This is a genomic window from Aeribacillus sp. FSL k6-2211, assembly GCF_037966125.1.
Lineage (GTDB): Bacteria > Bacillota > Bacilli > Bacillales > Aeribacillaceae > Aeribacillus > Aeribacillus composti.
This window is the reverse complement of record NZ_CP150190.1, coordinates 1,162,792-1,175,350: the sequence shown is the minus strand read 5'-3', so window position 1 is coordinate 1,175,350 and position 12,559 is coordinate 1,162,792. Positions and strand designations below refer to the sequence as shown.

The following is a 12,559-nucleotide window of genomic DNA, read 5'->3' as shown; positions in this document are numbered from 1 at the left end:
TTTCTTTCACTTTACTTTAACAGCAGCTCCTCCATCTCCGTCAGCTTTTCTTCAAATACTTTGCATGCATCTTCAATCGGCTTGGTTGATGTCATATCGACCCCTGCTTTTTTCAGCACATTAATCGGATAATCAGAGCTTCCCGCTTTCAAGAAATTAATGTACCTTTCAACGGCAGTTTCTCCTTCCGATAAAATCTGCTTGCTCAAGGCGCTTGCAGCACTAAAGCCTGTTGCGTATTGATAAACGTAAAAATTGTAATAAAAATGCGGAATTCTTGCCCATTCTAAGCCAATTTCTTCATCGACCACAATGTTGTCACCAAAATATTTTTTGTTTAACTCATAATACGTTTGCGTCAAAAATTCCGGTGTGAGCGGCTCTCCGTTTTGCGCCTTCAAATGGATATAATGTTCAAACTCAGCAAACATCGTTTGCCGGAATACCGTTCCTCTAAACCCCTCAAGGAAATGATTCAGCAAGTATAAACGTTTCTTTTCATCATCGATCGTGTTGAGCAAATATTCATTTAACAAGTTTTCATTGCATGTAGAAGCCACTTCCGCGACAAAAATAGAATAATCTCCGTACGGATACGGCTGTGTTTTTCTTGTATAGTAGCTGTGCACCGAATGGCCAAGCTCGTGAACAAGTGTGAATAAATTGTTCACATTATCTTGCCAATTCAGCAAAATATATGGATTTGTTCCATAGGCGCCAGAGGAGTAAGCTCCGCTTCGTTTCCCTTTATTCTCCTTAACGTCAATCCATCTGTTTTCAAAGCCTTCTTGTAAAATGCCGACATATTCTTCACCTAATGGAGCAAGCCCCTTCAATACGATGTCTTTCGCTTCTTCATACGTGATTTTCAAATCGACGTTTTGTACAAGCGGCGTATAAAGATCATACATATGAAGTTCATCAAGCTTCAGCGCTTTTTTCCGCAAATCGACATAACGATGGAGCAGCGGCAAATGTTCATTGATCGTTTTTACTAAATTGTCGTAGACTTCCTCGGGAATGTTGTTGGCGCTTAGTGCAGCCTGGCGGGCATTCTCATATTTCCGCACCTTCGCATAAAAATTATTTTTCTTAACAGCTCCGCTTAATGTGCTGGCAAACGTATTTTTAAATTTTCCATATGTTGCGTATAATGCCTGGAACGCATCGCGACGGACTCGTCTATTTTCACTCTCCAAAAACTGGATATAACGGCCGTGAGTGATTTCCACTTCTTCTCCATTTTCATCCTTAATTGCTGGAAATTCCAAGTCCGCATTATTTAATTTTCCAAACGTATTGGAGGCAGTGCTCAGGGCTTCCGCAGCTTGAGCTAAAATAGCCTCTTGCTCCGCATCGAGCACGTGCGGTCTTTGCCGGTTGATTTCGTCCAAGGCATGTGCATAAAGCTTCAATTGATCATTTTCTTTCAAAAATTGCTGAAGCTTTTCTTCTTCAATGGATAGTATTTCCGGAACGATATAGGATGAGAGGCTGGAAGCTTGTGTATAAAGATTTGCTGCCCGGTCATTCAATCCTTGATAAAAAGAATTAGTTGTATCTTGATCGTAGCGCATATGGGCATATGTATAAAGCTTTCCAAGCCTCTCCATCACGGAATCTTGATAAGAGAGCGCCTCATATAACAGATCGGAGGATTGACCTAATTTTCCTCTATATTCACCGATTTTTGGAATTAGCTGCTTTACTTCTTCAAATTCTTTTTCCCATTCATCATCAGAAGCAAAAATATCTTCTAGCCGCCAAGTATACTCAACAGGGATTTCTTCCCGTTTTGGCAGCCTTTTGACAGCTGTTTCATTGCCCATTCTCGATTCCCCCTTTAAAAAAATCAGTCTGTTTCCATCATATTGAAATTTTTTTCAAAACGCAATAAATCACTATGCTTATATTATTCTACAGCAGAAAAAAACATACCTTCCTTGTCCAAATAATGTCCAAGACGTTGTTCACGCTTTTCCATCGCCTCCAAATGAAAAGGAGATGATGTTTTTCGAAACGAATATGGACCGATTGGCTGCAAAAATTTTAAATGGGAAAGAGTCGTTAAATATTCTATAATCGGCTTTTTTAAATCCGTTTTTACGCTACAGCTTCTTTCTTTCATCCCTATTTTCTTAAGGTGCCAAACTAGCTTTTCTGCGTGAAATACTTCATCGGCGCGTAATGTTTCAATAAATAATAAAACTGAGCATTGCCAAATATAGACCGCCTCATCAACCATATAACCGCTTTTTAAAGGGATAAAAACTTCAACTGGCAGCTGCGATAAAGATAAGCCAACTGTTTCGTAAACCTTTTTTTGCAGCTTTCGCTCTTCGTTCGTCTTTTGAAACAGCGGCTTTAAGCGATATTGACTTATTTTCTTCAGCCAATGCTTCCATAAACCGTTTGCCGCCAGGCTCTTTCCTTGCAAACAATCTCGAAAGAAAAACGACTCTGGGGAGATCATAGCAGATGCGGCAAAAATATTCTGTTTAGAAAACGGAATCAGATGGGAAAAAAAGATGAAGGTTTTCTTATCTGAGCAATAATTGATGATAAAAGGATGATCGTTTTGCGGGGAATGAAGAAACTGACACAGAAAAGGAGTCAGTCGATATTGATGTTCACCGACTTGCTTCATTTGTTTCCAGCCTAATATCCAAATCGGTTTAATTCGTTCTTTTTTGTAGCCATTTGTCCGTTTTATCACCTGATCAGGGGGAATATTAGAGCATTGGTATTCAATCGCATACCGTTTATGCTGAAAAGATACAAACAGATCCGCTCGTTGTGCAATAGAAGGTATAAATTTTTCCACTTCCGCAGCTAACCGCTGCCTTTTCAACCAAACATACAATTGCTTTTTTCCGTTCAAATGGTACGTGCTTTCCGCTTCCGAATCAGCCCGACAAGAGGCCGTTAAGTGGGCAAAATGAGGAATTTTGATTTTGCCAATTTTTAATTTTACCGGCTCCTTGCAAGCCGGACAAAAAAAGGATTGCTCTTCTTTCAGTTTTAGAAGCCTTTCTGTCGACCAGTACGGGGCGGCGACATTTACTTTTTCGCCGTTTCGCAAAAGGGCAACAAGCATATAAATCATCACTTCCTTTCACAAATAGAAACATTCGACAAAAGGGAAAAAAATCCTTTCAAAAGCAGCGTTTTTCATAAGTTTTAAAAGATGCCAGAAACACTTCATGTAAAAATATACTTTTTTCAAAAACGCATGCTTGCCGCTAAAGAGGCGGAAGTTAGATGTTGCTTCATTCGTTTCAATAAAGGTTCGCCATTTTACATCGTGACGGTCGGCAATTCACCCGTGGTGTTGTGAAATCCGCTCAAATAGAGCTTTATCCTAAAAAAAACACCGCTGTATCAAAAACGGTGTTTTATAATAAAGGAGACAAAAGCCGCGACGTTGATTCAAACAGCTTTATATATAGCGGGCGTTTTTTGAATTGTTCAAGGTCGATGACACTTGAATTTTCAATGTCTCGAATATAATCCTCTACAAGCGTTTCAATGCTGTCCGTTCGGTATAAAAAAGCATTTACTTCAAAATTCAAATGAAAACTTCTCATATCCATATTCGCCGTACCGATCGATGCCAGTTCGCCATCAACAATAATGATTTTGCTGTGCATAAACCCTTTTTCATATTCGTACACTTTAACCCCGGCTTCTAAAAGCTCCGGAAAATAAGATCGCGACGCATAAAATACAATCCGTTTGTCAGGCCTTTTCGGAACGAGGAGACGAACGTCAATGCCGCTCAGCGCAGCAATCTTTAAAGCGGATTTTATATCCTCGTCAGGAATAAAATACGGAGAGGCGATCCATATCGAATTTTTTGCGGAAACGATCATCGAAAAGAACAAGCTTTTAATGACCTCCCACTTATTATCAGGACCGCCGGCGATTAGCTGAACGCCTCCTTCTTTATCGTCCATTTGAAAATGAGGCAGCAAATATCGATCGGTAAGTAGCTTCTGCCCAGTCATATAATACCAATCCTGTAAAAAAATAAGATTGAGCGTCCGTACTCCTTCCCCTTCGAGCATCATATGCGTATCCCGCCAAAAGCCGAAATACGGATTTCTTCCCAAATATTCATCTCCTATATTTAAACCTCCGACAAAGCCGACTTTTCCGTCAATCACAATAATTTTACGATGATTGCGAAAGTTAATATGGTTAGACAAAAATGGAAGCTTTACAGGCAAAAATGGAACCATTTCAACCCCGGCTTCGAGGAGCTCTTTCCTATATTTTTTGGACAGCTTCCAGCTGCCAACTGCATCGTATAAAAATCGAACCTCTACACCATTTTTCGCTTTTTCGATCAACAGCTTTTTTAATTTTTGTCCAATCACATCATGCCGAACAATATAGTACTCAAGATGAATATGATCTTCCGCTTTTTGAAGCTCTCGAAAAATATGGTCAAATGTTTCAATGCCGTTCGTCAGCACCTTTGTATTTGTCCGAAAAGAAATCGGACTGCGGCCAAGCTTATGGGCAAGCTTAAATAAAAGGCGCTGGTGATTTCTCATGAATTTAATTTTATCTTCATAAGTATGAAAGCTGGTTTCAAATTGGGCATAAGCTTGCTCATCTATTAAAGCTTTTTTCTTAAAAAGACGATGCTTCCGGACATTTCTTCCAAAAAATATGTAAAAGAAGAAGCCTATTAATGGAAATCCTCCTAAAACAACAAGCCAAGTAAGCGTTTGAGTCGGGTGGCGGTTCTCTAAGAAAATGACAAAACCGATAAAAATGATGGATAATGTGAACAAAATGGAAACGGCTCCTAAAAACCATTCCTCCCAGATGTTCTTTGTTAAATATAAGATGACGGCTAGACCAATGGCAAAAACGATTACTTGCAGAAATTTTCTCATAAGCTTCCTCCAGGCAATCGATATTTCTTATCTCTCGATTTGGACATATCTCATTTGATCTGAGATATTAAGCGTTCCTTAAGTAAAAAAGACCGATTTCGAACATGAAATCGGCAATTTAAGAAAAGTGCGTTTCGATTTGTTCCAAGGCATTGTCCTTCATAATCAGCTTTCCGTATTCTTCAAGACGGTGAATTGTCATCCTTGATTCCTGGCCGTATTCAAGCATAATGCTGAGCAAATTTTCAATTTGTTCATCGTCTTTATCCGAAAATTCAACGAATAAATAATATTTTTGTTCAAATACATATAAGCTATTCAAAAATCCGTCCAAACGATGGGATGCTAACGAAATAACGTCTTCAAAGTCCTGAAACTTTATGACAAATTGCAATTGCGCCGTTTCATCTTTCTCATCTGAGGCAGATCGTTCAGACATATTAAAATGTTTGTCCAACAAAGATTCTATATTTTCATCAACCGGGATTTCCCTAAATTTTTCATCGACTACCGGAAGCTCCAGCTTTTGTCCGTCTTTTGACAGCTGAGCTTTTGTAACAATGACTTCAAGCCCTTTGTCATTAGCATGAACTTGAATCCATAACGGTCCTTCAAGCGGAAAGTCTTCTTCATCATTAATTTCATCCATCATTTCCCAAAACAGCTCTTCGCTTCTTTCTCTGTTATACCAGATTTCTTCCCGGTCAAATCCTCGTTCCTCTATGTCAACATATGAAATATAAAATTTTACTGTGTTTTCATTAATGCGTTCGATTTCCATTTGAACAACCTTCCCTTCTTTTTAAAATTTTTGGAAGGGACAATAAACCCCCGAATTCGTTGCACTTTTCCTTCCTAATTTAAAATTTCCAAATTTTCATCGCGAGCACCAAGTTGTTCAATTCTAATTCTATTGTATGATAAATCACTTCATAAAGAAATAAAAAAAGCCTTGATTTTGAAAAAAACCGTTATTTACCTATTAACGCATAAAATACTTCGTTTTTCATATATATTGTACGAGCCATAATTTGAAAAGAGGTTGACTGATGGATGAACAATTTTTCACATCTTTATTCCTTATCATTGGCATTGACCTCATATTAGGAGGAGATAATGCCATTGTCATTGCGCTGGCATGCCGCAATTTGCCGGAAAATCAGCGGAGGAAAGGTATTTTATTTGGAACAATGCTCGCGATACTCAGCCGAATTTTGTTAACGGTACTGGCTGTCCATTTATTGAACATTCCTTTTTTACAGTTTTTTGGCGGATTATTTTTAATGTATATTGCCTTTTTATTATTGACAGGAAATGAAGGTGAGCATACTTCCGTGAAAAGCCACCGCTCATTGTGGAAAGCCATCCAAACGATTGTTTTGGCTGACCTTTTTATGGGATTTGACAATGTCATTGCGGTTGCTGGAGCAGCTGGAGGAAATATCTTTCTTGTCATAACAGGTCTTCTTATATCCATTCCGATCATTATTTGGGGAAGCAGATTCATCATGTCTGGCATGTCCCGATTTCCTTTGCTCATTTACGGGGGCGGAGGAATATTAGCTTATACAGCAGGTAAAATGATGGCAACGGATGAAAAAATGACCCCTCTGTTGAAAACTGAAGCTGTTGCACAAACTCTCCCTTATTTCACAGCTTGTCTCATCCTTTTCTTTGCCCTTTTTTACAACATAACAAAAAAATAACAGCCTTCCGCAATCTATTTTGCTTTGCGTACGGAAGGCATCATTCCCTTTTAATTTGCCATTCTCTGAGCTTCTCTCAGCTGGTAGGTGCGAATTTTTCTTGGCAGAAAGCGTCGTATTTCATCCTCGTTATAACCGACTTGAAGACGTTTTTCATCAATCAAAATCGGGCGGCGCAAAATTCCAGGGTTTTTCCGGATAATATCATACAGCTCCTGCAAAGGAAGCGATTCAACATCAACCTTCAATTTTTGAAAAACCTTTGAACGAGTGGAAATAATTTCATCTGTTCCGTCTTCTGTCATACGAAGAATTTCTTTAATTTCTTCGATCGTTAAAGGCTCGGAAAAAATGTTCCGCTCTCTATATTCAATCTGATGCTTTTCCAACCAAGATTTTGCTTTTCTACAAGATGTGCAGCTCGGAGATGTATACAATATTACCATGCCAATCACTCTCCTTTTCGAGAAAAATATAAGTGTATATATAAAAACTATGCCAATCTCACATTAAAATAAATTTAAAAAAGTAATTTGTATTGATTATTATACTATAAAAAAGCAACTTCGCCTATATGTTTTTATTTCTCAAATTATAACAAAAATGTTACAACCGGTGAATGATGATCATTTTCAAGGCCATTTTCTCAATTAACACCTCTTTTCTTTCTCTACTCTTCTTTTCCCCTTTTTTGGTTCGATCAAACATGAAAAAGAAATTTTTTCAGAAAGACGCTGAGAAGTTGCAAAGAATACACAATTTTTTTATAATCATCTGTAAATGAATACATAGGCGATGAGAAAGAGAAGTACATGCCGAAAACAGTTTTCAGAGAGTTTGTGGCTGGTGGAAACAAACACTGTCCGGTATGGAAATGGACTTTTGAGCTCTCAGCTGAAATCAGTAAGCTGCGGCGTTTTTGTCTTGCGTTAAAAGACGAAAAGTGATTTCACATGAATGTTTGTGAAATAATTAGGGTGGCACCGCGGTCCATTCGTCCCTATACGGACGGATGGGCTTTTTTATATATAAAAATCAGGAGGAGTTTGCACATGAAAACGATCTTTTCGGGAATTCAGCCTAGCGGCACGTTAACACTCGGAAACTATATCGGAGCAATGAGACAATTTGTAGAGCTCCAGCATGAATATAAATGCTATTTTTGCATTGTCGATCAGCATGCCATAACTGTTCCGCAAGACAGACTTCAATTAAGAAAAAACATTAAGAGCCTTGCTGCATTATATTTAGCAGTCGGCATCGATCCGGAAAAATCCACCCTTTTCATTCAATCGGAGGTGCCCGCTCACGCGCAGGCAGGATGGATGCTTCAATGCGTTTCTTATATTGGCGAGCTTGAAAGAATGACACAATTTAAAGATAAATCTAAAGGGAAAGAAGCTGTTTCAGCAGGACTGTTAACTTATCCGCCTTTAATGGCCGCCGATATTCTTTTGTACAACACGGACCTTGTTCCAGTCGGCGAGGATCAAAAACAACATTTGGAATTGACAAGGGATTTAGCCGAAAGATTCAACAAAAAATATGCAGACATTTTTAAAATTCCAGAAGTCCGCATTCCAAAAGTCGGTGCTCGGATTATGTCGCTTCAAGATCCGACGAAAAAAATGAGCAAATCCGATGCGAATGAAAAATCGTTTATTTCCCTTCTCGATGATCCAAAAAAAATTGAAAAGAAAATTAAAAGCGCTGTGACTGATTCAGACGGAGTGGTTCGTTATGATAAAGAGAACAAACCTGGCATCTCCAACCTTTTATCTATTTATTCAATTTTAGCTGGCGTGTCAATTGCCGAGTTGGAAACAAAATACGAAGGAAAAGGCTATGGTGAATTTAAAGCGGATTTGGCAGAAGTCGTCATTAACACTTTAAAGCCGATTCAGGAAAAATATTATGAGCTCATTGATTCTGATGAACTTGATGACATTTTAGACAGAGGCCGGGAGGAAGCAAACAAAGTAGCATCCAAAATGTTGAAAAAAATGGAGAATGCAATGGGATTGGGAAGAAAAAAACGAAAATAAAAGCGCTAGCGAACGAATGACGATTGATGATGGAGCTGATTAAACAAAACAAATATACTAGCTTAAAAAAATATGTTCGATAAAAAGAGGGCGGCTGATATAGTGCCCTCTTCCTTAATTTACTTTCGGTTCTTGCTCCATTTCCCAAAGCTTTTCAAAGAAAGGCTGCCCTTTTATTAATCGTTCGCATAATTGTTCATGCTTTTGGGACCATCCGACAATCGCTTCCTCATAAAGCATAGTCCAAATTTCCTCAAAACCGAGTGATTGAATTTGACCATACATGTACGGATTCCATTCCGTATACCAATATTTCATTTCCGCCGTATTTTTTGTCGATTGCAATTGATCAAGAGCCATAAACAAAAGCTGTTTCAGCTGTCTTTCTTTGCGGGTTAATCCGTGCATATATTCAGGTGCAAGGGATAAAAGATGATAATCTTTTTTGTCTTTGTCATTTGTTTGTGAGAACTCGTATGATTCCGGCTCTAAATCCTTCACCATGTCATATACAAGCTGCTCTTGTCTTGGGATAAGCCGGCTTTTGCGAATTGGCGTCGTATATCCGATCGTATCTACTGCTAAAATGCCGTTGCCATCCGAAACAACAAAGCAATAATCTAGCTGAATTCTCTCATGGTTTTTCCGGGCGTATGCCTTCTGGTAAACATCCTTTAAAAGTTTTTCAGGCAGTTCTTTTAAGTCATTTTCAATATAATCATAAAGTTCTTTACTCACTTTAATCAGCGGTACTTGGTCTAACAGTTCAACCTTATCATCCTTTCTCCATTCATGAAAATGACAAACATTATAACCATTTTCTTCTCCTTCAAACCAGTTTACCCAAACATCGTACAAATTCAGCATAATTAGCCCCCTTACTACAAGACTGTTTGTCATCATTATGGTCAGTGGAGAAGGTTTTTATTCCAAATTTTTCATTGCCCAAAAAACTTTTCATCATTACGTATTCCACTTTTGATCAATGCGGATTTCAGGCCTGTCAGCTTTCAGAAAAGGACCATTCATGCACTTTATAAAAGTAATTTTTCGGATGAAAAATATAGCCGTTTAACCGTTCAGGCAACGCCCGAAATTCCTTCGGATAGTATAAAACTGTATATGGCTGTTCATCCTCGATAATTTGAAATATCTCCTTGTAAATTTGTTTTCGTTCGCTTTCGTCCATTATTTTTCTAGATTTAGACAACAGCAGGTCGGCCTGTTCGTTTTCCCACCAAACAAAGTTCAATCCATATTCTCTCTGACTGGAATGGAAAATATCAAAATGATTCGGAAATTTAGATAACGACCATTCTAAAATCAACGCATCGTAATCCCAATTCGGCGGTGAAATTTGCTTAATTAAATCTTCCCATTCCCAAAACTCCGTTTTCACGTCAATTCCGATCTCTTTCAATTGTTTTTGCACGAGCAACGCAACTTTTTCGCGAACAACATTTCCTTTGTTCGTTTTTAACGTAAACGAGAAATCTTTTCCTTCTCGATCCAGTATGCCGTCCCTGTCCGTATCTTCCCATCCCGCTTCTTTCAGCAGCTTTTTTGCTTCTCTCCGGTTATACTTTAATGTTTGAATTTCGTCGGTAAAAATAGAAGCAATAGGCGTTTCTGGAATATGTGCTTCCTTTCCTTGTCTGTGCAAAATCTTGCGAACGATCGCTTTGCGGTTGATCGCCATCGTCAAGGCTTGCCTTACTTTTTTATCTTGAAAAAGTTCGTTTTTTTCATTCCAGCCGATAAACACATAAGAATGGGAAATGTTCGATTGAACGTCCAATCCTCTTAACCTTTTTATTTTTTTTACATTGGTTAGTTCTATTTCAGGGGCGTAATGAACCTCGCCGTTTTTCAGCTGTTCGTAAAGAGCTTCCTGGTTATGAACAATTTTATACTTGATTGATTTGATTCGAGGCTTCCCTAAAAAATAATGTTCATTTGCGGCCAGCTCTACGAATCCATTCTTTTCCCATTTTACGAACCGAAAAGGCCCAGTGCCCACAGGCTGTGATGTATTAAACTTATGCTCCTTTAATTTTGCAACCTGTACATTTTTCAACAAATGCTTCGGCAATATGCCGTATGATAATGTGACTGGAAGAAAGGAGGCGTCTTTTTCTCTTAAACGGAATTTCACTGTATACTTATCAAGCTTTTCAATGCTTTCAATCATTTCAAAGTCTGAACTTCTTTCGCCATTATAATCAGGGCTTAAAGGAATGCTGTAAGTAAAAACAACATCATCCGCCGTTAATTCTTTTCCGTCATGAAATTTGACCCCGCGCCGAATGGTGACCGTATATTCAAGTCTATTCTCTGATTGCTGAATCTTTTCAGCCAGATGCGGTTTCGGCCGCAGCTGCTCATCAACTGTCACCAGTCCATCAAAAAGCATCCCTTCTAACTGCGAGCTTGATTCATCTAGAGAATACAAAGGATTAAAAAGCTGCGGCGATTCAGTTGAACCGATTATAAATGTTTCCGGAACAATCAGCGGATCGAGCTCTTCCTCCTTTATCTCCTTAACCGTTGGTTGCGGCTTTCTATTATAATCCAGACTTGAGCAGCCATGTAGAAGCAATAAAAACAAGAGAATCGATATATACAGCCATGGTCGTTTTAATCGTGCCAAATCCATTCCCCCATCATTGGAAGTTTCGTTCTATTTTTTATTCATATTCACAGTCTGTCCAAATTATTAATAAATATAGAAACAAAGGAACCTATTCCTTTGTTTCATAGCTTTCCACGAATTGTTCGGCAGGCAAATAAAAGCTTTCTTTTGTTGAAAACGGTTTTTGTTTATAAAACGTTTGTACGATATCATATCCAATTGCGTATCCAAGCATGGTCGGATAAAAGCCTTTTCCGAACAAAAGCTGATCGAATAACGGATGGTCCCATTTTATGTCTTGATTCGGAACAATTAAATTTTTCCACCAGCTGTATAGTTGTCTCTTCGAATATTTTTTCACCCAATTTGTTACATGCTGCTCACCTATCGTTCTGTAAACCGTATGCTCCGCCAAACCTTCCAAAATAATCGCATCAAGAAGCGTATAGTCTTTTTCGTGCTTCGGATTTTTCCTAAGCCTGCAAATATGATGATATTCGTGAATCAATAGCGCAATGAGCTCATCATTTTTTACATCCGGCGATAAAAATAAAAACATTTTATCCTGAAAAGACAACCCCGAACGACCTTTAAAATCTCTCCCAAAAAAACTTTTTCGCTCTTCAACAGGAAAAATAAAAATAGGGACATCTGGACCGTTCCATCTTTTCTTTAACTTCAAAAAAATGTTATTTGCTTTTGTCCAAATATTCGAATCATCAGCCTTAACAAGCCAATGTTCATAGCCAGTTCGAAGCATGCCGTATTGTGACAGGTAGTGATGGATTTCCTCCGCTTGTAAATGGTGAAAATATTTCTCTAGCTTTTCACAAAGCTCGATTGGATTCCGGCTTTCCTTCAACCAGTTTTTTGTGTCAATAACTCCCAAATCTTCGCACCTCCTTTTCTACACTATTCATTAGAAAAGAAAGATGTTTGAATTTTTTTAAAATCGAGTAGGAGGGAGCGATTAACTCCCGTCCTCTCACACCACCGTACGTACGGTTCCGTATACGGCGGTTCAATTAAGATAATTGACGCAAGTCTTTATAACTTCCGTGAATAGCTGTTCTCTTTATGCCAGTGGTCACTCCACCCTCCAAGAGATCTCCCACGGGATTCACCGCTTCCTCCCTCAAGTGAGGTACTACGTTTTCTGTGTTCATCATGACTCACTGAATGCCAAGGGCTATTCTCTCTTAATTGTTCGGTCCTTCTTAGTTGTTCTAGACCAACTAATACTATGACCTCTGCTGACTTCTGACTGTT

General features: G+C 38.6%; 10 protein-coding genes and 1 other annotated feature. Of the genes, 2 read left to right on the top strand and 8 right to left on the bottom strand.

All coding sequences use genetic code 11. The features are described from left to right. Positions 1-11: 11 nt before the first annotated feature. From pepF to mecA, 4 genes are all read right to left on the bottom strand, one after another. A complete protein-coding gene (gene pepF / locus NSU19_RS05775; RefSeq protein ID WP_144596605.1) occupies positions 12-1,829 on the bottom strand; it encodes an oligoendopeptidase F in 1,818 nt (605 codons plus the stop codon). An 83-nt stretch (positions 1,830-1,912) separates the two neighbouring features. After that, on the bottom strand, positions 1,913-3,106 hold the full coding sequence (locus NSU19_RS05770; protein ID WP_339199157.1) for a competence protein CoiA family protein: 1,194 nt from the start codon (positions 3,104-3,106) through the stop codon (positions 1,913-1,915). A 289-nt stretch (positions 3,107-3,395) separates the two neighbouring features. Then, positions 3,396-4,907: a cardiolipin synthase gene (gene cls / locus NSU19_RS05765; RefSeq protein WP_339199154.1), complete on the bottom strand. Its 1,512-nt coding sequence runs from the start codon at positions 4,905-4,907 to the stop codon at positions 3,396-3,398. A 118-nt stretch (positions 4,908-5,025) separates the two neighbouring features. Next, complete coding sequence (mecA, locus tag NSU19_RS05760) at positions 5,026-5,688, bottom strand: adaptor protein MecA (RefSeq protein WP_144596611.1); 663 nt, start codon at positions 5,686-5,688, stop codon at positions 5,026-5,028. Between the two features lie 268 nt (positions 5,689-5,956). Between mecA and NSU19_RS05755 the strand changes: the two genes are divergently transcribed. Beyond that, the gene (locus NSU19_RS05755) at positions 5,957-6,613 is read left to right on the top strand and encodes a TerC family protein (protein ID WP_144596613.1); all 657 of its coding nucleotides are present in this window, start codon (positions 5,957-5,959) and stop codon (positions 6,611-6,613) included. Between the two features lie 50 nt (positions 6,614-6,663). Here NSU19_RS05755 and spxA read toward each other — a convergent pair whose 3' ends face one another. Beyond that, positions 6,664-7,059: a transcriptional regulator SpxA gene (gene spxA, locus NSU19_RS05750; RefSeq protein WP_063387002.1), complete on the bottom strand. Its 396-nt coding sequence runs from the start codon at positions 7,057-7,059 to the stop codon at positions 6,664-6,666. 340 nt (positions 7,060-7,399) lie between these two features. Continuing rightward, positions 7,400-7,618 (top strand) — a binding site (T-box leader). 47 nt (positions 7,619-7,665) lie between these two features. On the opposite strand from spxA, the gene trpS reads away from it, so the two are divergent. Continuing rightward, positions 7,666-8,658, top strand: a complete 993-nt coding sequence (gene trpS, locus NSU19_RS05745) for a tryptophan--tRNA ligase (protein WP_066248353.1) — start codon at positions 7,666-7,668, stop codon at positions 8,656-8,658. Positions 8,659-8,772: 114 nt separating this feature from the next. On the opposite strand, the gene NSU19_RS05740 is transcribed toward trpS, so the two are convergent. The 3 genes from NSU19_RS05740 to NSU19_RS05730 form a co-directional block, all read right to left on the bottom strand. Continuing rightward, a complete protein-coding gene (locus tag NSU19_RS05740; protein ID WP_066248356.1) occupies positions 8,773-9,525 on the bottom strand; it encodes a YjbA family protein in 753 nt (250 codons plus the stop codon). Positions 9,526-9,661: 136 nt separating this feature from the next. Then, a complete protein-coding gene (locus NSU19_RS05735; RefSeq protein ID WP_339199150.1) occupies positions 9,662-11,308 on the bottom strand; it encodes a peptide-binding protein in 1,647 nt (548 codons plus the stop codon). A gap of 91 nt (positions 11,309-11,399) precedes the next feature. Beyond that, positions 11,400-12,179, bottom strand: a complete 780-nt coding sequence (locus NSU19_RS05730; protein ID WP_063387006.1) for a DUF2268 domain-containing protein — start codon at positions 12,177-12,179, stop codon at positions 11,400-11,402. Between the last annotated feature and the right edge of the window lie 380 nt (positions 12,180-12,559).

What these genes read in the sequence shown, in the direction of transcription:
- cls (WP_339199154.1), bottom strand. Translation starts at nt 4,907, where the DNA reads ATGAGAAAATTTCTGCAAGTAATCGTTTTTGCCATTGGTCTAGCCGTC.
- NSU19_RS05740 (WP_066248356.1), bottom strand. Translation starts at nt 9,525, where the DNA reads ATGCTGAATTTGTACGATGTTTGGGTAAACTGGTTTGAAGGAGAAGAA.
- NSU19_RS05755 (WP_144596613.1), top strand. Translation starts at nt 5,957, where the DNA reads ATGGATGAACAATTTTTCACATCTTTATTCCTTATCATTGGCATTGAC.
- mecA (WP_144596611.1), bottom strand. Translation starts at nt 5,688, where the DNA reads ATGGAAATCGAACGCATTAATGAAAACACAGTAAAATTTTATATTTCA.
- NSU19_RS05770 (WP_339199157.1), bottom strand. Translation starts at nt 3,106, where the DNA reads ATGATTTATATGCTTGTTGCCCTTTTGCGAAACGGCGAAAAAGTAAAT.
- trpS (WP_066248353.1), top strand. Translation starts at nt 7,666, where the DNA reads ATGAAAACGATCTTTTCGGGAATTCAGCCTAGCGGCACGTTAACACTC.
- spxA (WP_063387002.1), bottom strand. Translation starts at nt 7,059, where the DNA reads ATGGTAATATTGTATACATCTCCGAGCTGCACATCTTGTAGAAAAGCA.
- pepF (WP_144596605.1), bottom strand. Translation starts at nt 1,829, where the DNA reads ATGGGCAATGAAACAGCTGTCAAAAGGCTGCCAAAACGGGAAGAAATC.